26 protein-coding genes, 1 tRNA gene and 1 pseudogene are annotated in these 21,329 nt (G+C 48.9%); 24 read left to right on the top strand and 4 right to left on the bottom strand.

The genetic code is table 11. The annotated features are described in order from the left end of the window. On the bottom strand, positions 1-617 hold a 617-nt coding region (locus IPL71_RS04210; RefSeq protein ID WP_345319177.1), incomplete at its 3' end, for a PIG-L deacetylase family protein. A 72-nt stretch (positions 618-689) separates the two neighbouring features. Between IPL71_RS04210 and IPL71_RS04205 the strand changes: the two genes are divergently transcribed. The 11 genes from IPL71_RS04205 (at position 690) to IPL71_RS04155 (ending at position 10,450) form a co-directional block, all read left to right on the top strand. Then, positions 690-1,076, top strand: a complete 387-nt coding sequence (locus IPL71_RS04205; protein WP_345319176.1) for a PilZ domain-containing protein — start codon at positions 690-692, stop codon at positions 1,074-1,076. A gap of 66 nt (positions 1,077-1,142) precedes the next feature. Further along, positions 1,143-2,144, top strand: a complete 1,002-nt coding sequence (locus IPL71_RS04200) for a zinc-dependent alcohol dehydrogenase (RefSeq protein WP_345319174.1) — start codon at positions 1,143-1,145, stop codon at positions 2,142-2,144. Then, positions 2,141-2,824, top strand: coding sequence for a 2-phosphosulfolactate phosphatase (locus IPL71_RS04195; RefSeq protein ID WP_345319172.1), 684 nt, complete (start codon positions 2,141-2,143; stop codon positions 2,822-2,824). The genes IPL71_RS04200 and IPL71_RS04195 overlap by 4 nt, the downstream gene beginning before the upstream one ends. A 29-nt stretch (positions 2,825-2,853) precedes the next feature. Continuing rightward, positions 2,854-3,240: a 6-pyruvoyl trahydropterin synthase family protein gene (locus tag IPL71_RS04190; RefSeq protein ID WP_345319170.1), complete on the top strand. Its 387-nt coding sequence runs from the start codon at positions 2,854-2,856 to the stop codon at positions 3,238-3,240. A gap of 41 nt (positions 3,241-3,281) precedes the next feature. Beyond that, positions 3,282-3,872 carry a glycosyltransferase gene (locus IPL71_RS04185; protein ID WP_345319168.1) on the top strand — a complete coding sequence of 197 codons (591 nt, stop codon included), beginning with the start codon at positions 3,282-3,284 and terminating at the stop codon, positions 3,870-3,872. 32 nt (positions 3,873-3,904) lie between these two features. After that, positions 3,905-4,354 carry a glycosyltransferase family 4 protein gene (locus tag IPL71_RS04180; protein WP_345319166.1) on the top strand — a complete coding sequence of 150 codons (450 nt, stop codon included), beginning with the start codon at positions 3,905-3,907 and terminating at the stop codon, positions 4,352-4,354. Beyond that, positions 4,351-5,232, top strand: a complete 882-nt coding sequence (locus IPL71_RS04175; protein ID WP_345319164.1) for a DMT family transporter — start codon at positions 4,351-4,353, stop codon at positions 5,230-5,232. The genes IPL71_RS04180 and IPL71_RS04175 overlap by 4 nt, the downstream gene beginning before the upstream one ends. Positions 5,233-5,247: 15 nt before the next feature. Then, a complete protein-coding gene (locus IPL71_RS04170) occupies positions 5,248-6,144 on the top strand; it encodes a DMT family transporter (RefSeq protein WP_345319162.1) in 897 nt (298 codons plus the stop codon). A 194-nt stretch (positions 6,145-6,338) separates the two neighbouring features. Next, positions 6,339-7,577 carry a DEAD/DEAH box helicase gene (locus tag IPL71_RS04165; RefSeq protein ID WP_345319160.1) on the top strand — a complete coding sequence of 413 codons (1,239 nt, stop codon included), beginning with the start codon at positions 6,339-6,341 and terminating at the stop codon, positions 7,575-7,577. A 164-nt stretch (positions 7,578-7,741) separates the two neighbouring features. Next, positions 7,742-9,736 carry a hypothetical protein gene (locus tag IPL71_RS04160; protein ID WP_345319158.1) on the top strand — a complete coding sequence of 665 codons (1,995 nt, stop codon included), beginning with the start codon at positions 7,742-7,744 and terminating at the stop codon, positions 9,734-9,736. Positions 9,737-9,853: 117 nt separating this feature from the next. After that, positions 9,854-10,450 carry a YiiX/YebB-like N1pC/P60 family cysteine hydrolase gene (locus IPL71_RS04155; protein WP_345319156.1) on the top strand — a complete coding sequence of 199 codons (597 nt, stop codon included), beginning with the start codon at positions 9,854-9,856 and terminating at the stop codon, positions 10,448-10,450. A gap of 63 nt (positions 10,451-10,513) precedes the next feature. On the opposite strand, the gene IPL71_RS04150 is transcribed toward IPL71_RS04155, so the two are convergent. Continuing rightward, a complete protein-coding gene (locus tag IPL71_RS04150; protein WP_345319154.1) occupies positions 10,514-10,726 on the bottom strand; it encodes a cold-shock protein in 213 nt (70 codons plus the stop codon). A 210-nt stretch (positions 10,727-10,936) separates the two neighbouring features. On the opposite strand from IPL71_RS04150, the gene IPL71_RS04145 reads away from it, so the two are divergent. The 13 genes from IPL71_RS04145 to IPL71_RS04085 all read left to right on the top strand — a co-directional run bounded on the left by IPL71_RS04145 (position 10,937) and on the right by IPL71_RS04085 (position 20,327). After that, on the top strand, positions 10,937-11,860 hold the full coding sequence (locus tag IPL71_RS04145; protein WP_345319152.1) for an NAD-dependent epimerase/dehydratase family protein: 924 nt from the start codon (positions 10,937-10,939) through the stop codon (positions 11,858-11,860). Between the two features lie 170 nt (positions 11,861-12,030). Next, positions 12,031-13,296, top strand: coding sequence for an MFS transporter (locus IPL71_RS04140; protein ID WP_345319150.1), 1,266 nt, complete (start codon positions 12,031-12,033; stop codon positions 13,294-13,296). 62 nt (positions 13,297-13,358) lie between these two features. Further along, complete coding sequence (locus IPL71_RS04135; RefSeq protein ID WP_345319148.1) at positions 13,359-14,579, top strand: peptidoglycan DD-metalloendopeptidase family protein; 1,221 nt, start codon at positions 13,359-13,361, stop codon at positions 14,577-14,579. A 50-nt stretch (positions 14,580-14,629) separates the two neighbouring features. Then, positions 14,630-14,703, top strand: a tRNA-Val gene (locus IPL71_RS04130). Positions 14,704-15,404: 701 nt separating this feature from the next. Beyond that, complete coding sequence (locus tag IPL71_RS04125; RefSeq protein ID WP_345319146.1) at positions 15,405-15,776, top strand: DUF4118 domain-containing protein; 372 nt, start codon at positions 15,405-15,407, stop codon at positions 15,774-15,776. A gap of 8 nt (positions 15,777-15,784) precedes the next feature. Continuing rightward, positions 15,785-16,225, top strand: coding sequence for an ATP-binding protein (locus IPL71_RS04120; RefSeq protein ID WP_345319144.1), 441 nt, complete (start codon positions 15,785-15,787; stop codon positions 16,223-16,225). A gap of 65 nt (positions 16,226-16,290) precedes the next feature. Beyond that, on the top strand, positions 16,291-16,842 hold the full coding sequence (locus IPL71_RS04115) for a sensor histidine kinase (protein ID WP_345319142.1): 552 nt from the start codon (positions 16,291-16,293) through the stop codon (positions 16,840-16,842). Next, positions 16,839-17,534, top strand: coding sequence for a response regulator (locus tag IPL71_RS04110; protein ID WP_345319140.1), 696 nt, complete (start codon positions 16,839-16,841; stop codon positions 17,532-17,534). The genes IPL71_RS04115 and IPL71_RS04110 overlap by 4 nt, the downstream gene beginning before the upstream one ends. A gap of 150 nt (positions 17,535-17,684) precedes the next feature. Next, on the top strand, positions 17,685-17,987 hold the full coding sequence (locus IPL71_RS04105) for a hypothetical protein (protein ID WP_345319138.1): 303 nt from the start codon (positions 17,685-17,687) through the stop codon (positions 17,985-17,987). After that, entirely contained in the window at positions 17,984-18,343 is a 360-nt protein-coding gene (locus IPL71_RS04100; RefSeq protein ID WP_345319136.1) for a hypothetical protein, read from the top strand. Before IPL71_RS04105 ends, IPL71_RS04100 begins: the two co-directional genes overlap by 4 nt. Positions 18,344-18,361: 18 nt before the next feature. Beyond that, a complete protein-coding gene (locus IPL71_RS04095) occupies positions 18,362-18,781 on the top strand; it encodes a hypothetical protein (protein ID WP_345319134.1) in 420 nt (139 codons plus the stop codon). After that, positions 18,733-19,191, top strand: coding sequence for an amino acid permease (locus tag IPL71_RS04090; protein ID WP_345319132.1), 459 nt, complete (start codon positions 18,733-18,735; stop codon positions 19,189-19,191). The genes IPL71_RS04095 and IPL71_RS04090 overlap by 49 nt, the downstream gene beginning before the upstream one ends. Positions 19,192-19,196: 5 nt before the next feature. Further along, positions 19,197-20,327 carry an amino acid permease gene (locus tag IPL71_RS04085; RefSeq protein ID WP_345319130.1) on the top strand — a complete coding sequence of 377 codons (1,131 nt, stop codon included), beginning with the start codon at positions 19,197-19,199 and terminating at the stop codon, positions 20,325-20,327. Positions 20,328-20,446: 119 nt separating this feature from the next. Here the strand turns inward: IPL71_RS04085 and IPL71_RS04080 are convergent. Together IPL71_RS04080 and IPL71_RS04075 are read right to left on the bottom strand one after the other, a co-directional pair. Then, positions 20,447-21,144 (bottom strand): annotated as a pseudogene (locus IPL71_RS04080) (response regulator). A gap of 8 nt (positions 21,145-21,152) precedes the next feature. Further along, the gene (locus IPL71_RS04075) at positions 21,153-21,272 is read right to left on the bottom strand and encodes an ATP-binding protein (RefSeq protein WP_345319178.1); all 120 of its coding nucleotides are present in this window, start codon (positions 21,270-21,272) and stop codon (positions 21,153-21,155) included. Positions 21,273-21,329: the final 57 nt, after the last annotated feature.

The following is a 21,329-nucleotide window of genomic DNA, read 5'->3' as shown; positions in this document are numbered from 1 at the left end:
GCCACCGCATCCTGCCAGGACTGTAAACCTGCTGCGGTTATTCTGTGGGTGTTCGCTTTCATCCCAGCAGTTTTCGGCGCCAATTCAGCAGGAGAATTGAACAGGTATGGAATATCCACGTCATACAAAACAGGACGCTGGAGCAATTCCACGGCGCGGCGCACGAGAACATGGTCAACGTGTGAACCAAGCGCCAGTTGGCAGACCAGTTGATCGGTCGGGTTGAGGCGGGCGGAAATCGATTCTGCTATTCGAGCGGGCAAATCCGCATCGTCCTCACAGGGAGGGTCAAACACCCCCGATGTGTAAAGCCAGTCACCATTTTTACCGCGCCGGTAGATGCAGTCTAAAAAATCAAAGTAGACGGTTTTCGCGCCGACAATGCCGGCGGCTTTGGCATCTTCTGCACGGCGGGCGGTGATTAAGTCTGCGGCGGCGGGAATGCCCCACTGATAATGCATCACCTGTGCAAAAGTAGAAAGTTCTTCAGTGGCGGGAAAGCCGCACATAAAGTTCCAGATTTCCACATCCATGCCCGCGCGAATTTGATCGTAGATCAGGCCGCCAGCGGAAAGTACGGCATCATCCAAATGAGGGGAAATATATATCCATCGCATGGCTATTTTTACCATAAAACAGCAATGCTCTTTAAATGCCAGTTCATGTACACTAGAATATAAGGAGCGCAAATGCAGGAAAGACGTAGAGTACAACGCAAAAATTTAATGGCCTATTCACAGGTATTTGATCTATATAGCGGTTATTTGCTTGGGTATCTGGGCGATTTGCATTTACACGGGGCAATGGTGATCGGCGAAAAACCAATGACGGAAAACTCAGAACTTACGCTTGCGGTTGAATTGCCCGAATTACCGGGTATCGCGGCTTCGCGTATTACAGTTCCGGCGCGCGTGGTATGGTGTCAGCCAGATATAAGCCCCGAGTTTTTAATATCGGGGTTTGAGTTCAAGGAAGTGACAATTGAACACAGTCAGGTGATCGAAGCTATTGTAGAAAACTATGAGTTTCGGCGCATCCCACCCGGCTATACCATCAAGCCTTCTGCAGGAAAATAATCAAGCATAAAAGATGACAGTTACTTTCACAAAAGTAACTGTCATCTTTTATGTTAAACTCACGCCATGCAAACAGCAAAGACCCTATTCTTCACCGCCCCGCAAAAACTAGAAATTCGAGAAACGCCAATCGCCCGCCTCAAAGAAGATGAAGTACTCGTGGAAACCATCTGCTCGGCCATCAGTGCAGGGACAGAGATGCTGGTCTACCGTGGACAGTTTCCGCATTTGGCAGATGCAAACGATGGCGTCAGCAGCGACTTGAATTATCCGCTGGCCTATGGATATGCATGTGTAGGGGTCATTAAAGAAATAGGAAAAGAAGTGAATAGTGAATGGTTAAATAAGAGGGTGTTTGCATTTCAACCACACACTTCACATTTCATCACGCAGCCTTCATCCTTAATTCCCATTCCCGATTTCCTTTCTTCTGAATCTGCCTGCTTCCTACCCAATATGGAGACCGCTGTAAATCTGGTGCAAGACGGTGCGCCGATTCTTGGTGAACGGGTTTTGGTTTTGGGTCAGGGCATTATCGGTTTACTGACTGCTTCTTTATTAAGTGAATTTCCGCTGGAGAGTCTGGTCACAGTGGATCAGTTTGCGTTAAGGAGAGAGGCGCTTCAGAGTAAAAGTAAAAAGTTAGAAGTAAAAAGTCTCGCGCCAGATGACGTTCGACTTTCGACCTTCGACTCTTTCGACCTGACCTTTGAACTGAGTGGTTCTCCTGCTGCTTTAAATGATGCAATTGCATTCACCACCTTCAGCGGACGTGTGGTCATCGGCTCGTGGTATGGACAAAAACGCGCGGAGATCGATCTCGGCGGCGCGTTCCATCGCTCGCGGATTCGACTCATCTCGTCTCAAGTCAGCACCATCTCGCCCGAGTTATCCGGCCGCTGGGATAAGTCACGCAGATTCGATACAGCCTGGAAAGCGCTGGAAAGAATCAAACCGGAGAAATGGATCACGCACAGGTTTTCGCTCCATGATGCAAATAAAGCCTATCACCTGCTGGATGAAAATCCGCAAGAGACAATACAAGTGATCTTCGATTATTCCAAATGAAATTTCATTACACCACCCTCGAAACCTGCCACACCGCCAGCGGACTGGTCATTGTGATTGACGTTCTGCGCGCTTTCTCAAATGCTGCTTATGCCTTCTCGCGTGGAGCAAAAGAGATCATGCTCGTCAGCACCGTTGAAGAAGCACTGGCTTTGAAAGCACAAATCCTAAACGCAAAGGCAATGGGCGAAGTCGGCGGACTTCCCCCCGCAGGCTTTGACTTCGGCAACTCACCCACTCAAATTCTCGAAGAAGACTTAACAGGATTAACCCTCATTCAGCGCACAGGCGCAGGCACGCAGGGTGCCGTCCGCTGTGTGAATGCGGATATATTATTTGCAACCAGTTTTGTCGTTGTAGACGCAACGGTAGATCATGTTTTAAAGATCGCGCCGCCTGAAGTAATTTTTGTCATCACCGGCGGTTACAACAACGACGAAGACCTGTCCTGTGCAGAATATTTGGAAGCTTTGCTTAAAGGTCAAAACCCAGATAAACAGCCTTTTATTAAACGTGTTTACGATTCAAAAGATGCGGAAGTTCATCTAAATCCAAATCTTCCTGAATTTCCAAAATCTGATCTCGATTACTGCACTCGTATCAGCGCCTTTGATTTTGCAATGCCCATCACAAGAAATAATAACCAACTTACCATGCAGGCTGTTAAGTCTACACGCTGACGCCTGACACTCAAAACTGGAGCCCAACCATGCACACACTCGGAGTTCGCCGTGAATTTATTGCACGCCATTTTCTAATTGGAGGAGATTGGGGGCCTGAAAACTTTCCCAATTCCCATCATTACATTCTTGAACTGCAACTCGAAGGCGCGGAACTTGATCAACACGGTTATCTCGTAGACATTGTAGATGTTGAGAAGCATCTTGATGGAGTTGTGAATTACTACAACGAACAAATGCTCAACGAAAAACCAGAGTTCGCAGGGCTGAATCCATCCATTGAACACTTCTCACGCATCCTCGCCACAACACTAAATGAAAGAATCAAAGCAGGAAATATTTCCGCGCTAAAAGTTGTCCTCTGGGAACATGCAAACGCCTGGGCCGCCTACTCAATCGAACGTCACACACCATAGAAACCTCATATACTTCACATACCCCACAAACTTCCTTCCCCATGAAAATTGGACTCATCATCTACGGCTCCCTCGACACTCTCAGCGGCGGATACATGTACGACCGCAAACTGGTTGAATATTTACGCGCACAGGGAGATACTGTTGAAATTATTTCCCTGCCGTGGCGGAATTACGCGGCGCATCTCACAGATAATTTTAGGTTCGATCTCTTAAAAAACCGACAGCAAGCTGCCGGACTCCATAGGTTTGATATTTTGATTCAGGACGAACTCAATCATCCTTCGCTGATCGCAGCAAATCTCGGAAAACATCCCTGCCCCATTATTTCGCTTGTGCATCACTTGCGTTCCTCAGAGCTACGTCCGCAATGGCAAAATAATTTCTATCGCATCCCTGAAAAGAAATATCTACAAAGCGTGGATGGCTTCATCTTCAACTCGCAAACGACAAGGGGCGTAGTAAATAAGTTAATAGGAAACAGCAAGCCAGATGTTGTGGCGTATCCACCCACCAACAGATTTGGCGATGCAATTTCGGAGAACGAAATCAAGACCCGCGCATCACAAGACCCATTGCGCATTGTATTTCTTGGGAACGTAATGGAAGAAAGGGATTACATACGCTTTTAAGTGCAGTCGAAAGTCGAAAGTCAAAAGTCAAAGTGGATGTGATCGGATCATTGACCTCAGACCCGGCATACGCGAAACAAATGCAAGAGTTTGTCACGGTCAACGGGCTATCGTCCATCGTCACATTTCACGACTCTCTCAACAACGAACCGCTCGTTGAAAAACTCAAACACGCTCACGTACTCATCGTCCCATCAAGTTACGAAGGCTTCGGCATTGTTTATCTCGAAGGCATGGCCTTTGGTCTGCCCGCCATCGGCACAACCGCCGGCGCAGCGGGTGAAATTATTGAGCACGGGAAAACCGGTTATCTCATTCAACCAAATGATTCAACAACGCTTGCAAAGCATATCTCAACCCTTGCATCCAACCGTGAGCTGCTTACCCAACTTTCACTCAATGCGCGACAACGATATACACAGCAGCCTTCATGGAATGAAACGGCTGCTCACATCCGCGCTTTTTTGCAATCCCAAATATGAAACGACTCTTCGGCATCTTCCTCATTGCCATCTCGGCTGCATCATTTGGGACACTCGCCATCTTCGGACATTATGTCTACGCCGATGGGATGGACACCTTCACGGTGCTCTTCCTACGCTTCAGCATCTCCGCATCTTTCATGACCATCATCCTGCTTCTGCGCAAGGAGCATTTTCCACGCGGAAAGATTCTCGGCCAACTGATCGGCATGGGCGCATTGGGATATGTCGGCCAATCCTTCCTATACATGACCGCCATCAAATACGCATCCGCTGGATTGGTGGCGCTGCTTTTGTATCTATACCCGATGTTCGTATTCATCCTCTCCATATTCATTCTTCACGAAAAAGTGAATTGGGTAAAAGTGACAGCATTGATCCTCGCACTGATCGGCTCTGCCCTCACTGTTGACCCCAACGGCGGACAACTCATCGGCGCGCTGATGGCAATCACTGCGGCCTTGATCTATTCCATTTACATTATCGTCGGAACAAACGTGATGAAACATGTCTCAGCGGTGCAATCTTCAACTGTAATTTTTGCATCCGCCGGAGTTGTGTTTGGCCTGCTGGCCTTCACCAATGGCGCACACTTCCCTGCCAGTAATTCAGGCTGGCTTGCCATGCTTGGCATCATCGTTCTCTCGACCATTATTCCAGTGGTGACTTTTTTAGCCGGGCTTGAAATTATCGGACCCACCAATGCTGCAATGCTATCAACATTGGAACCAATTGTCACTGTTTTGCTTGCGGCCTGGCTCTTTGGAGAGAAACTACTTCCCATTGTGATGGTCGGCGGCGGATTCATTCTCGCAGCCGTTATTTTATTAACAAGGGCCGAGTTGGGAAAAGAAAGCAACAGTCAACCCGGCGTATGATCTTTCAGGAGAAACATGAACTTCATCGGTGAAATTGCAGGGTTGGCAACATCCTTTTTCTTTTCGATCACAGCGATCATTTTTACAAAGGCCGGGCGCATGGTAGGTCCGCAAAATGCAAATCGCCTGCGAATCATATTCGCGCTGACCTATCTCGTGATCTTGAATCTCATTCTATTTCGCGAGCCGATCCCCTTTTCAGCAGATTCCTCACGCTGGATATGGCTGAGCCTTTCGGGAGTCATCGGGCTGGCGCTGGGCGACGTCTTCTTTTTTCAATCCCTCATCTCAGTCGGGACAAGGCTCGGCAGTTTGTTATTAAGCCTCGCGCCGATCTTCGCTTCACTCATTGCATGGATATTCTTTGGTGAGACTCTTACACCTCTGCAAATCACGGGTGTTGTGATCGCGCTGACCGGCATCGGCTGGGTGGTGATGTCACACGAAGAGCCAGCCGATACCCCGCATGGGCACACGCGCCGCGGTGTGATCTTCGGCGTGCTGGCCGGCCTTGGGCAGGCAGTTGGATTTGTTCTTTCAAAGCAGGGGATGATAGGCGACTTTTCACCCTTTCAAGGCAATGCCATTCGTATGCTTGCTGCGGCCATCTTCATCTGGAGTTGGGCGATACTGCAAGGACAGGCCGGCTCCACAATCACAGAAGTCCGCAGGCAGCCACAGACGCTCAAACTGCTTGCAATTGGCGCATTGGTGGGGCCAGTGCTCGGGGTGACGGCCTCCCTGCTGGCCGTGCAACATGCCGAGGTCGGCGTAGCCAGCACATTAATGGCCCTGCCGCCGGTGATCGTGCTTCCGATCAGTTATTTTGTCTTCAAGGAAAAGGTCGGCTGGCAGGCAATTGCCGGCACACTGCTGGCAATTGTTGGGGTCGCTGTTCTATTTCTGGCATAACAATATTACATCAAAGACGGTATTGGGCACGTTGAAAACGTAACCGGCGTGCTATAATCCTTCTACAACCAAATTATCGAGTCCCTGATTTACTAATAATCCGCTGACTCACTAGATCAGCAGTCCGCGCTGTTTTTATTTGAGCATTCGCTCATTTTCCCAACATTGATAGACTTCTGAAGAAAAGGAATACTTTGAACTTCGAACAATTTAATCTCGACCCTCGCCTCATGGTGGGAATCACAAAGGCGGGTTACGAAACCGCAACTCCCATTCAGGAAGCAGCCATCCCCGCCGCCCTGCGCGGACGCGATATTATCGGTACCGCTCAAACAGGCACAGGCAAGACCGCCGCATTCGTCCTCCCCATCTTACACAGACTGCTCTTCGAAGGCCCACGCAATGTAACGCGTGCGTTGATCGTTACGCCGACCCGTGAGTTGGCTGAACAAATTCACGATGTCGTGAAGGCTCTCTCAGCTGGGACCAAACTCCGCAGCGCAACCATTTACGGCGGAGTCGGACCCGCACCCCAAGTCAAGGCACTGCGTGACGGTGCAGAAATCCTGATCGTTTGCCCGGGCCGTTTTCTCGACCTTGTCAATCAGGGTCATGCCCGTTTGGGAAAGATCGAAACCCTTGTGCTGGATGAAGCCGATCGTATGTTTGACATGGGTTTTCTGCCCGATGTGAAGCGTATTATCAAGGCTTTGCCCGTGCAGCGCCAAACCATGTTGTTCTCGGCCACGTTCCCCGGTGAAGTTGAATTTCTTGCCACCAGCACATTAAAGAATCCGCAGAAGATCGCGATGGGCATCAGCCGCCCCGCGCATACTGTGACACACGCGCTATATCCTGTGCCGTCGCATTTGAAATCGCAATTGTTATTGGCTTTGCTTAAAAAAACAGATACCGATTCTGTGTTGATCTTTGCCCGCACAAAATATCGCGCGCAAAAAGTAGCGCAGCAAATTGAACGTGCCGGACACAGAGTGACAAGTTTGCACGGCGACCGTTCGCAGGGACAGCGCCAGTCTGCGCTGAAGGGCTTTAAAAATGGCACGCATCAGATCATGGTCGCCACTGACATCGCCGCGCGCGGTTTGGATGTGGAAAGCATTTCACACGTTATCAATTACGATATGCCCGACACTGCTGACGCATACATTCACCGCATCGGACGCACAGGCCGCGCACAGCGCACAGGTGACGCCTTCACTTTGGTGACAGGCGAAGATAACGACATGATCCGGATTCTCGAACGCATTATGGGAAGTCCGCTCAAACGTGAGACTCTCGAAGGATTCGACTACACCGCAGCCGCCCCCCCGAAAACTGCTGGTGACAACCGAGGAAGAGGCGCTCCCGTGAGGACTCGCGCCGCCCACCGCGCCCCGCTCCTACGCCCAAGAGTTATGGCAGGAATCGGTTAGCGCCGAGGAAGAGCAAGTAAGTTCGGTAAGAAGTAAAATGTAAAAAGTAGACCCGTCTCAGTGAGGCGGGTTTTTGATTCGCATTAAAATTATTTTTCAATTCTTTGTGATATATTTTCGTATTCATATTTGGCGGGCGGTTGTTTCCCTAAAAGGAATCTTTTATGTCTCGAAAATCTTTCTTCATACTCCTATTAATGGGATTGATCATTTCAGCCTGCGGCGGCGGCGCGCCCGTTGCCACAGAAGCTCCAGCAGCCACAGAGGCCCCAGCGGCACCTGCAATGGAAAATGTGACAACTGCTTCCGAGCCGGGATTTATCTCCGTTTCCGGTGAACCGGTTTTATCGGCAGATAAGAGTTTATACAGATCCCTCTCAACAAGAAAGCCAATCCCAGCGGACAGGATAGCACTTGCTGTCTCCATCGAAAATTTGAATCCGGCAACAATCCCTGCTGCTCCATCTCAACCGATCAGAATTTATCAAGCAGGTGAAACACGCACATTCTGGGTCTATAACAACTCAATCCATGAATATAGTCTCATCACTGCAAAGTTGATGTTCATTTCAGAGCACGCATATTTCTGGCAGGATGTAAACAGTAAGGCGCTCAATGCTTTAAATCAGGATGCCGTTTTAGAAGATTGGACAGCCGCTGGAAAAAGTTTCGATGAATCTTATCAGCGGGTGCGGACTGTTTTCGGGAGTGAGGAATCCCTCGGGCTGGATGGAGACGTGCGTTTGTTCGTGATTCATTCGGACGGGATCGGTCAGGTGGGCGGATATTTCAGTGAGGCAGATCAGCTTCCGGCGGCGGTCGAACCGCATTCCAATCAGGGGCAATACTTCTTTATTTCCAATTCATGGTCATCGGGCATTGGAAGCGATTACTACAAGGAAGTCCTCGCGCATGAATTTCAGCACATGATCCATATCAACGTGGACTCTGACGAAGAAGGCTGGCTCAATGAAGGCTTTAGTATGCTCGCGCAACAGGTGGCTGGGATGCGGGGCGATAACTGGCTGAATGAATATCTTGTTCAACCCGATCAATCCTTATGGCAATGGGATAAAAGCTCTGCAGATTATGGGCAGACCTATTTATATCTTGAATATATGTACGAGCAATTGGGCGAGGATTTTATAAAGTCACTGGCAGCCAGCCCAACCAATGGAGCAGAGAGCATAGAGCAGACTCTCGAAAAATTTAATTCAAAACGCGGCGCGGATGCCTTTTATACGGACGCGGTCAGCGCAGCATTCTTTAATAACCCCACATTTCAAAACGGTCAATTGGCTTATAAGATTCCAACCTTGCCAAATATTGTTCCCGCTTATGAAGCCGATTCATTCCCTGTGATCTATCAAGGCACAGTGGAACAATACGGCGGCGTGGACATACTTTCGTTTGCGGGCGAAGGCAATGCAACCCTTAATTTCAGCGGCGATCAACGAGTCAAATTGCTTCCAACGGATGCGCACAGCGGTGATCGTTTTTGGTGGTCGAACCGCAATGATTCAAGTTTTGCAACACTCACCCGCAAAGTGGACTTGACCCACACGCTGACCGCTACTTTAAAATACTGGGCCTGGTATGACATTGAAGAGGATTGGGATTATGCGTATCTGCTCGTTTCAACTGACAACGGAATTCACTGGACGCTGGTGCCTGCCACATCCAGCCGGGAGACAGATCCCAACGGACAGAATCTCGGTCACGGATTTTCGGGAATCAGCGGCGGAAAAAATGAAGCCGTATGGATTCAGGAAACAGCGAATCTGAATGCCTACGCGGGCAGACAAATCCTGCTGCGCTTTGCCATGCAAAATAACCGCTCGGTAAATCACGCCGGTTTCGCCGTGGACGATCTCGCTATCCCTGAAACCGGCTGGAGCGATAACGCAGAAGCAGGCGATAAGGATTGGGCTTCCAGCGGATTTATCCGCATTCACAATCGTGTTCCGCAAATATGGAGCGTGCGCGCTGTGGAGCAAAACAAGGACGGCACGATTGTGGTGCATGATCTCGATATCAAAAAAGGTACGGGAAAATTCGAAGTTGACTTCAGTAATCTTAACCGTTTGGTGGTCTTTGTCATCGGGCAGACACGCTACACGACCATTCCATCATCATACCAAGTGGAAATTTCGCCATAATCAGTAGTTCGCGACTATGGAGTCCATCAGCTCGCTGATGGCTTGAAGCTCCATTTTAGGAAGAATTTTTTTGAAACATTTAGGATAATTTCCCGTATAATGATTACGGTAAATACTATGATACATACATTTGAAATTGAAGGCCTCGCCATCCAAACCGGCGACATTATCTGCACAATGAACGGTAAACCCGATATTCTGCCGGGTGAATTCTGGCGTCTGGTGGGGCGTCTCGTGCCCGGTGACGTGGACCATGTGGTCATGTATCTCGGTCCCGGCGGACGGTGTGTCGAAGCGGGGTCACGCGGCGTGATTACGTTTGACATTCCATCATCAAACTGGGATACCGAACGCATGGCACGTCAGCGCGGATTGTTGTTTGATACCTTCTACGGCATCGCCTCCCCATTGGATGGTCAGGGATATTCAGAAGAAGAGGAATTCCAAATGCGCGCCACGGTGGCAAAGTATTGTCTCGCACAAGTTGGAAAACCTTACAACCTAAACTTCCTCAACGCCGAAACCGAAGAGACTTTTTATTGTAGTCAACTGATCTATAAAGCCTATCAACAAGTTGGCATTGACTTGAATACAGGCTTATCCATTGAACAACTCCCCGGAACAAACGCCATTATCTATCCACAGGAAATTTGGGGCGAGTGTATGCATAGGCGCTCTAAAAATGGAAAGTTGGTATTCTCAGCAGCACAATAAGATATTCTCCCCCAAGAATCAAAAAAGCCTGACGCTTTCGCGTCAGGCTTTTTATTATTGCGATTAGCTAAGAACGGTGACGTTCGTTGCCTGAGGACCCTTGGGTCCTTTTTCAACAACGAATTCAACTTTCTGGCCTTCAGTCAGGTTACGGAAACCGTCACCTTGAATGGCAGAGAAATGGACGAATACATCCGCTCCGCCTTCGCGCTCGATGAAACCGAAGCCCTTGTCACCGTTGAACCACTTTACTGTACCAATGATACGATCAGACATTTTTGCCTCCTTTGGCAATTGAAAAAAAGAATTGGGTAAATCTGTTTGTTCCATCGGAGGTCAAAACAAAACAGCTCACAGAAACTGTGAGCTGTGGCTGTTCTTCAAACCAACGTAACCTACCGTTTACTACTGTATATAAAATAACACACTACCTTGCACGAGTCAATCAAAAGCAGGTACCAATATTACGGGTATAATCTTTCGCCTATGAACTTTTTAATCACTGGAGCCGCGGGATTCCTCGGCTCTTCTCTTGCAAATCATCTCGCCCGCGAAGGCCATCAAGTGCGCGGCCTCGATGATCTATCCACTGGCGATCCTCAAGCGTTTGTGCCTGATGTTCACTTTACACGCGGAGATGTTAACGACCGTCCCAAGTTGTGGACTCTGCTTCAAGATGTGGATGTGGTCTATCACCTCGCGGCACGTGTTTCAGTTCAAGAATCGGTTCTCTATCCGCGTGACTATAATGCGGTCAATGTAGGCGGGACAGTAGCACTTATGGAAGCCATTCGGGATGTGGGAGTCAAACGGGTCGTACTGGCGTCGTCCGGAGCTGTATACGGCGACTTGGGAGATTCTACACTGACAGAGTCTGCTACGCCAAACCCGCGCTCTCCGTATGCAGTTTCCAAACTCGCGGCCGAGTATTATGTCCGCACGATTGGCGGATTGTGGGGCATTGAAACTGTCAGCTTAAGAATCTTTAACGCTTATGGCCCGGGTCAACATTTGCCTGCCTCTCACCCACCCGTTGTGCCGCATTATTTACGTCAAGCCCTGCGCGGCGGGACATTGGTCGCACACGGCGATGGCAGCCAGACCCGCGATTATATCTATGTGGACGATGTTGTCAGCGCCATGGTAGCCGCCTCCACTGCGCCGAATATCAATAATCTGGTGATCAACGTCGGCTCAGGCATAGAGACCCCCATCCGCGAGCTTGTGCGTGTTGTATTGGACGTGACCAACAGCAAAGCCAACGTGGTCTACAACGCCCAAACTTCAGGCGGTGTCTCCCGCATGCGAGCAGACTTAAATCTTGCAAAAGAAAAACTACGATTCCAACCTTCGATCAAATTGGAAGAGGGGCTGCGGTTAACACTTCAACGCGACTCTAGATTTAAATAGTTTACAGTATTCACAACACAGTTGCTTTGTGGAGAACGCTCTTTTTTAATCAATATTTAGTCTTAAGAAACACTCCCTGAGCGCAGTTGAAGATTTGTCCTAAACGTTGTCGAAGATTCATCCTGAGCCGTGTCGAAGGATCAATTACTATCTCTTTTGTTACAGGTGTAATGAGCAAAATTCGCATTCTTCTCGCACAACGCTTTCCCGCATTCGCCTCGCGTGACTTCGCTATTTTTTTGGTGGGACATTTATTTTCGCTGATCGGCACATCCATGCAAAATACAGCGCTGCCTTTGCTGGCGTACCGTCTGAGCGGCCGTCCCTTTGACCTTGGGTTGATCGGTTTCGCAGTGACGCTGCCAACTTTTTTTCTGGCTTTACCCGGCGGCGTATTGATCGAACACGTAGACAAACGCAAAGCCATCATCTTTCTGCAGATCATTATGATGCTCGATACATTTGCCTTGGCTGCTCTGGCTTTGAGTGAAACAATTATGATCTGGCATATCGTAGTCACGTCGCTCATTCTTGGTATCGCCAGCGCATTCGAGATTACAGCGCGCCAGGCTATGTTAATCGAACTAGTGGGCCGCGAGTCTCTGCCAAACGCGATCGCCTTACAATCCACTGCCTTCAATCTTTCACGTGTGCTTGGGCCGGCCATGATCGTACCCATACTTTTACTATTTTCAAAAAATGGCGAGGGCTGGGTCTTCTTATTAAATGGTCTTAGTTTTGTCGCCATCATTATCAGTCTTTTTTTCGTACGCACACTATACAAAGCGCCGGTTGAGCCGCGGACACGTTCCATCATGACCGAACTGCGCGAAGGGACACAATACCTAATCCAGACTCCGTCGGTCGGCTTGTTGATCATCATTGCCGCCACGCTGGGAATTTTCGCCTTCCCAATCATTCAACAACTTCCGGTTGTTTCCAAAGACCTGCTTGGCCAAATTGGAGATACCAAATCCACAGTGGATCTACGCAATAGTCTGCTATATACAGCTCAGGGAGCAGGCGCATTAATTGCAGCATTTTCAATCGCAATGAATAATTCCGCCTGCCGGCGTGGACAGCGCCTGTTATTGGGTGAAGCCGCTTTCATTCTCGGTATGATCGCCATTCCTTTTTCACGGATACTGACCCCAACCATGATTGTCATTGCGTTAATGGGCTGGGGCATGGTGACACAACTCGCGACCATGAACACGCTTCTCCAGTTACAAGTCCCCGATACATTACGCGGACGGGTGTTCAGCATCTACCTTTGGGCACTGCAAGGTATTGCTCCCTTTGGAAGTTTGCTGGTGGGATGGATGACACAGGAGCTGGGTCTCTCCATCACCGCGCTGATCTGCGGATTGATTTCTCTGGCAATTATTGGCGGGATTCAGGTCTTTAAGCCCCAAATTCGCCAAACAGTGGGTTAACGTAGGATTAGCGTTTAGCAGGCCACTTGAGCTAATTTTTTGCCCATGTTATGATGACCAATATGCAAAACGATTTTAAAGAAGATGTCCCCAATTCTGGCGGGACGGATGAAATTCCGGTCAACACAGAGATTCCTGCCCCATCCAGTCCCATAAGACAACCCGGTCTATTTTCACGCTGGATAAACAGCCTTGTTCAAATGGGATTGGGCGAATCCATGCTGCGCATCGGGACAAACGTGTTTTCGGTTCTGGCAATTGGGGTGGTGATCTTTCTGGTACAGGCTTTTTACCGTCAGACGCCGAATCAATTTTCAGAAAACAGCGGGCAGGCTGCGGGTCCGGTTGGAACCGTTGTAGTGGATGTCAACTCGATGCCAGCGTTGGATGTTCCAGTTATTTCAGGCATTTCACGCGCAGCGCAGCTTCATACGAATGTGCCTTCACGTCCGCGTCAGGAAATTTCAAATTACACGGTGCAGGACGGCGATACGGTTTTTGGAATTGCAGAGAAATTTGGGCTTGAGCCGCAAACTGTTTTGTGGGCAAATTACAATCTTTTATTGGATGATCCGCATTCATTAAAGCCGGGACAGGAGTTAAGTATTTTGCCTGTAAACGGTGTCTATTGGGAGTGGTTGGGCGGCATTCCTTTTGGTGAATGGGCTGAGTTTTACGGTGTATCTGCGACGGACATTATTGAATATCCCGGCAATAAAATAGATCGAAACTCTGTCGGTGATTATGCAAATGCAAATATTCCAACGGGTACATGGTTGATCATCCCGGACGGAAAAAGAGAGTTTGTAAGTTGGAGCGCTCCTTTGGGTGTGACACGTGAAAACCCTGCTTCTGCGCGTGTGCTTGGGCCGGGTGCCTGTGAGGCAGTCAGCGGCGGTGCGGTTGGATATGGAACTTATGTGTATCCAACGAACAAACATTATTTATCAGGTTTTGATTATTCAGAAAAAACAAATCACCGTGGACTCGACTTTGCCGGCAGCGAAGGTGAAGGTGTATATGCGACGGACGCGGGTGTGGTCGTTTATTCCGGCTGGAATAATTACGGCTACGGAAATATGATTATGATCGATCACGGAAATGGATTTCAATCCCTCTATGCCCACTTGAGCGCGCTCTATCGTGGCTGCGGACAAAGTGTGGGGCAGGGAGAAGGGATTGGCGCAGTAGGTTCCACGGGACGTTCCTCTGGTGCACATTTGCATTTTGAGTTAATGGCCGGAATTAAAGTAAATCCGTGGGATTATTTACCGCCTCCATAATTAAGGCTTGCCAAAGCTTGGAGGCTATACTATAATCTCAGTCGCTTCATGGGCACGTAGCTCAGTTGGTTAGAGCGCATCTATCACACAGATGAGGTCGGGAGTTCGAGCCTCTCCGCGCCCACAATGAAACTGCTGAAAGGCAGTTTTTGTTCTCACAGATGCCCCGTCGAGGGATGATAAGGTCGGGAGTTCGAGCCTCTCCGCGCCCACAATGAAACTGCTGAAAGGCAGTTTCATTGTTCTCACAGATGCCCCGTCGAGGATGGTAACGTCGCGAGTTCGAGCCTCTCCGCGCCCACAATGAAACTTCCGAAAGGCAGTTTTTTTGTTCCCACAGATGCCCCGTCGAGGGATGGTAAGGTCGGGAGTTCGAGCCTCTCCGCGCCCACAATGAAACTTCCGAAAGGCAGTTTTTTTGTTCTCACAGATGCCCCCGTCGAGGGATGGTAAGGTCGGGAGTTCGAGCCTCTCCGCGCCCACAATGAAACTGCCGAAAGGCAGTTTTTTTTGTTCCTTAAATGCAAATATCCACGAATTACATGAAGTTTGTTGATCAACAAAACTTATGTAAGTTCTATACCTCTGCGGTTTTAAAAACATATGGTTGATTTCAGGTAGTAGGTTTCCATAAATGATGCAAGATATTTTTACCGCAGAGGCGCAAAGAACGCGGAGAAAAAACATTAAAAAAACCTCTGCGAACTCTGCGTCTCTGCGGTGAGAGATTTTAGATGATATTCGGCATCTTTTTAACATTTACTTCGAACCACTACTGATTTTCAAGCAGGTATAATCAATTCAATCAACATGCGAATCTCTCCCTTGATATCACGCTTTGGACGATATATCCTTGCCGTTGGATTAATTGCATCCATTACAGCGATCTTCTTTACCATGCGAGATGGACTCGACAAGACTCTGATCGCTCTATTGTATTTGGTTCCGCTTGGTTTGATCACTGCTTATTGGGGACTCGGTCCCGGCATCACCAGCACGTTAATTACATTCCTGACATTTAATTATTTTTTTATACCACCCTATTACACGCTGGCAGTTCATCAGCCGGCAGATGTTGTCATTCTGGTGATTTTCATGGTCGTGGCGGTGGTGATCAGTCAACTTGTTGGACGGATGCAGGCCACCTCATCGCAGCCACCGCCCGTGAACGTGAAGCCACGCAACTATATGAATTAAGCGTTGCATTGACCGGCCTGCATAACGAACATGCAATTGCACAAATCCTTGCCAGACAGGTGCAGGAGGTTTCACAAGGCGAGCATGTTGAGCTCAATCTCACAGGCACAGAGCCCTTTTCTTTTCATTTGCCGGAAGTCTCATCACCAATACGACCTCCAGAGTTGACAGTCTCTATTCAGGCGGCAAGAGGTAATCTTGGGGAGATCCTGTTATGGAAATCTGCGACACCCATTGCTTCAGGAGAGAAGCGATTACTGGAGACATTTGCAAGCCAGGGTGCATTGGCGCTTGAACGCGCGCGGCTTGCCCAGGCAGAGTCGCGTGCAAGAGTCCTCGAAGAGAGCGATCATTTGAAATCCATTCTCTTGTCTTCTGTTTCGCACGAACTGCGGACACCGCTCTCGACCATCAAGCTGCCTCATCAAGCCTGCGTGGAAATGAAATAAGCTGGGATTCTCCGGCACGGGTCGAGTTAATTGAAGCGATCGATGACGAAGCAGATCATTTAAATATGCTGGTGGGAAATTTGCTTGATATGTCACGTATTGAATCGGGCGCGTTCAAGCCAAAACGCGAATGGAATATTTTGTCCGAGATCGTGGGAAGTGTACTGGCACGCATGCGGCACTCAGCAGACGAACATAAACTTGAAATTGACGTATCTGAGAATCTGCCGTTCGTGCCGGTGGATTACGTCCAAATGGAACAGGTCTTCACAAATCTAGTGAGCAACAGTTTAAAGTATGCACCTTCAAATACCTTGATCCGTATTCAAGCAAACATACAAAACGACACAATTCATGTGCAAGTCAGTAATCAGGGGCCGCAAGTGCCGCCTGAACATCTGGAACGCATCTTCGATAAGTTCTATCGCATCACCGCCGCAGACCGCGTAACTGGCACGGGACTTGGGCTCTCGATTTGCAAAGGAATCATCGAAGCACACGGCGGAAATATATGGGCTGAAAATATTCCCGATGGACTCGCCTTTAATTTCACATTACCGCTGATATGGGAAGGCGTTTCTGCACCCAGCCTGCCAATGGATACGGAGATCGAATGAACAACGCGCCGCATATTTTAGTTATTGATGATGAACTGCAAATTCAACGCGCCATCCGCACCATCCTTACCGAAAAAGGATTCAAGGTCACAACGGCCAGTCGCGGCGAAGAAGGGCTCACACTCGCCGCAACAAACGAACCCGATATCGTGATCCTTGATCTGGGCTTACCAGATATGGATGGAGTGGAAGTCTGCACCCGCCTGCGTGAGTGGACACAATGTCCGATCATTATTTTATCTGTGCGAGACAGTGAACGCGATAAAGTAGCCGCGCTTGATAAGGGCGCAGACGATTATTTAACAAAACCTTTCGGCATTGAAGAATTGCTCGCTCGCGTGCGCGTGGCGCTGCGTCATTCCGCGAGCAGGCAGGGAACGCAGAGCAAAGTGATTCGCGCCGGATCATTAATGATCGACCTCGCCTGGCACATTGTAAAACGCGGTGATGAAGAGGTTAAGTTAACGGCCACTGAATATAAATTACTCGCCTACCTCGCCGCCAATCATGGACGGGTCCTCACCCACCAGAGCATTCTCACAAATGTCTGGGACCCGGCAGATGCCAATCACACTGAATATCTGCGCGTCTACATGCGCCAGCTTCGCAAAAAACTGGAGGTCGATCCTGAACGTCCGCAGTTTATTCTCACCGAGCCCGGAATCGGATATCGCTTTATTGCGGACGAATAAAACCTATGAGCAAGCTCCAGCACTCCAAATCAGCTCAAGCACTTTTCAACGCCCTTGCAAAAGGGCGTTTTTTTTTCTTTATACGGTTGCCTGAAATTTTTGTCACCATTTTATATGCGGAGGATAGGATTGAACTATCTGTGAGGTGACATGAGCAAACTTGATATAAATTTTTCTGATCTGGAAGTATCTCCCGCATCTTTCCCTGACCTTCAACCTGCCCGGCGGTTAATTGTCCTTGTGCCTGATTCCGAAGTGGATACTACTTTAATGGCCCGAAAGATCTGGGAGTTGGCAAATGCTCTCGAAAGCCGCATCCAGTTTCTCGGTCTAAGCAAAGATGCGGTGCGTGAGCCCGGCCTGCGCAGACAGATTATTAATCTATCCGCCATGGTGGAGACGGCAATCATATTTCCGTCGAATCGAAAATTGAATTTGGAACCAACTGGTTGAATTTGGTGAAATCTGAATGGCGTGAAGGGGATGTTATCGTCTGTTTCACTGAACAACGCGCCGGCTTTACACGCAGACCATTAAGCCAGATTCTGGAATCAAATTTGAATGCAACAATTTATTTGCTTACCGGATTTCATCCACAGGAAGATCGCCTGCGCTCAAACTGGATCATTAATGGAGCGGCATGGGCGGGTTCCATCCTCATCATCTTTGGTTTCTCCTGGCTGCAAATAAAGTTGACTCAATCTCCGCAAGATTGGGAATATCGCGCATTGTTATACATCTCTCTCATGATTGAAACCGGATCAATATGGATGTGGAACAATCTGTTCGAAAAATATACTGGAAAATAATTAATTAAGTTGGAAAACATGATCAATCAAAAAGATAATTCACAGACTGCAATCATTGAACGAGTCACAGATTACACACCGCCGCGCACCTTCCGGTCATGGCTGATCGGCCGTCCCCTCTCCACAGCGGATGCATCCCATCAGACCATTGGGAAAGTCGTTGGGCTTGCAGTATTTGCCTCTGATGCGCTTTCTTCTACGGCATATGCCACTCAGGAAATTTTAGGCGTAATCGCCGCTGCTGGAACAATGGCGTATGGATATTTATTTCCCATCTCACTTGCCATTATTACGTTACTGGCAATCGTTACCATTTCTTACGAACAGACGATCCACGCTTACCTGGCGGAGGCGGCGCCTACATTGTGGCGCGTGATAACCTTGGTGAAATGCCCGCTCAAACAGCTGGTGCCGCGCTTCTCACAGATTACATTCTGACAGTATCTGTATCCATTTCGGCGGGTGTGGCTCAAATCGTGTCTGCTTATCCAGCTTTGTTTCCGTATCGGGTTGTGATCGCGGTGGTGGCTGTATTTCTGATCATGTTGATCAACTTGCGCGGCGTGAAAGAGTCAGGGGCTGCATTTGCAATCCCAACTTATTTTTTCGTTGTCATGATGATCGGGACTGTTGGTTTTGGTTTATTCCGTTACTTTACCGGATCGCTTGGCATGGTGGTTGATCCGCCACATTTTGAAGCGACACATGTTTTGTCAGTGATCACGCCTTTCATTTTGCTTCACGCATTTGCCAACGGCACAACTGCGCTGACCGGCGTGGAAGCCATCTCCAATGGCATTACCGCCTTCAAAGAGCCACGCAGCAAAAAAACGCAGGGATCACGCTGATCTGGATGTCTCTGATCCTGGGTTCTTTATTCCTTGCGCTTTCTTTTCTCACCGGCAAGGTGCAGGCTGTATTTTCTGAAGAAGAAACAGTCATTTCCCAATTGGCACGGACGATCTATGATGGCAGAGGTGCTCTGTATCTTATGTTGATCTCCGGCACCACGGTCATTCTTATTATGGCAGCGAATACGGCTTTTGCGGATTTCCCCCGCTTGGGTGCGCTTCACGCCGGTGACGGATTCCTTCCGCGCCAGTTGACTTACCGTGGAAGCCGTTTGGTTTATTCACGCGGCATTGTTACGCTGGCGGTTATCGCGTCCATCCTCATCATTATTTTTCAGGCCAGTGTCACTCGTCTTATCCCGCTCTATGCGATTGGCGTATTTCTATCTTTTACACTCTCGCAAGCGGGCATGGCTCGCCGTTGGTGGAAGATCGGTCATCTGGCGGAAGGCGTGGAAGTTGTTGAGCCTGGCTCTACTCTGAAATATGAAAAAGGCTGGCAGTACAGAATGATGATCAATGGATTTGGCGCTGTTTGTACTGCGGTTGTGATGGTTGTTTTTGCGGTGACAAAATTCAAGGAAGGCGCGTGGGTGGTACTTATCCTAACCCCGGTACTTGTCACCATTTTTTTCTCAATTCATCATCACTACAAGCGGCTTGCCAAAAAACTTTCACTGGATAACTTTGGTGTCATCCCGCCCCATGCGATGCGTCACCGTGTCATTATGTCTGTCAGCGGTGTACATCAGGGGACATTGGCTGCGCTGCGCTATGCGCGCATGTTATCCGATGATATTACTGCGGTTCATGTGACCATCGAACCAGCGGATGCCGAAAAGGTCCGCCAGAAGTGGGAAACATGGGGCGAAGGCGTACGCATGGTCATGCTGGACTCGCCCTATCGTCTCTTTATTGAACCCATATTAGGATATATTGCTGAAGTTGCCAAACAGCGGCAACCGGGTGAGACTATCACTATTGTTGTGCCTGAATTCGTTGCGGAAAGCCGGTTGACTGAAATCCTGCATACCAACACCGCGGATCTGCTGCGCAGTCAGCTTAGACGTCAGCATGGTATTGTCATCATCAATGTGCCATATCATGTGCATGAAGAGGTCGGCGAGCATTAGGGCATTGTTATAACTACCATGATGAACGGAGATAAACAGAGATTTAAAAATTAATTGGCGTAGACCCTAAACTTGCTCACTAACAATAAAGTCCGATTCAAGATTTTTTGAATCGGACTTTATTGTTTCCCTTCATCAAGCACTTTTAGGCGATATCCCACCCCCGCTTCGGTGTGGATGTAGGTTGGGCGGGCAGGGTCAGGTTCGAGTTTTCCTTGCAGATTGCTGATGTTGACGCGCAGGATGTGCATATCGTTGTAGCCCTCCCCCCAGATCTGGCGAAGAAGTTGTCGATGCGTTAATACTTTCCCTGCATGAGTGACTAGCAAACGCAAAATATCATATTCAGTGGGGGTCAATTGGATTTCTTTTTCATTTACGGTGACGAGGCGATGAGAGAAATCCAGCGTTAATCCACCTGTTGTAAAGATGGGTTCATTTGCGCTGTTGATCTGTCTGCGCATGACCACGCGCATACGTGCCATGAGTTCGCCTGTGCCAAAGGGTTTGGTGAGGTAATCGTCTGCGCCTGCGTCGAGGGCTGCGATCTTGTCTTGCTCTGCTTCGCGGACAGAGAGGATGATGATCGGCGTTCAGACCATTCACGCAGGCGGCGTGTGACTTCGATACCGTCAATATCGGGCAGGCCGAGGTCAAGGATGATCAGGTCGGGGCGGTGGGCGAGGACTGCATTCAAGGCTTCCTGTCCATCGGCGGCTTCGTAGACGCTGAGACCCTGCGCGGTTAATGCGGCGCGTAAATAGCGCCTGATGGATGTTTCATCGTCCACAACCAAAACCCGCTGACCTGTTTCCATAACTCTTTTTATCCTATGTTATTCAAAGGTAATTCGATCGTGATGACCGTACCACCGCCTTCGCGTGCGCTCGCGTAAATAGTACCATGATGCGCTTCAACGATTCCTTTGCTGATGGATAGTCCCAACCCTGTGCCGCTGACATTCTCAGGGCGTTTGGACCCGGTAGAATTTGTCAAAGACGC

The organism is Candidatus Villigracilis proximus (assembly GCF_016717045.1).
Lineage (GTDB): Bacteria > Chloroflexota > Anaerolineae > Anaerolineales > Villigracilaceae > Villigracilis > Villigracilis proximus.
The sequence above is the reverse complement of the archived record's forward strand: the minus strand, read 5'-3'. Positions and strand labels throughout refer to the sequence as shown.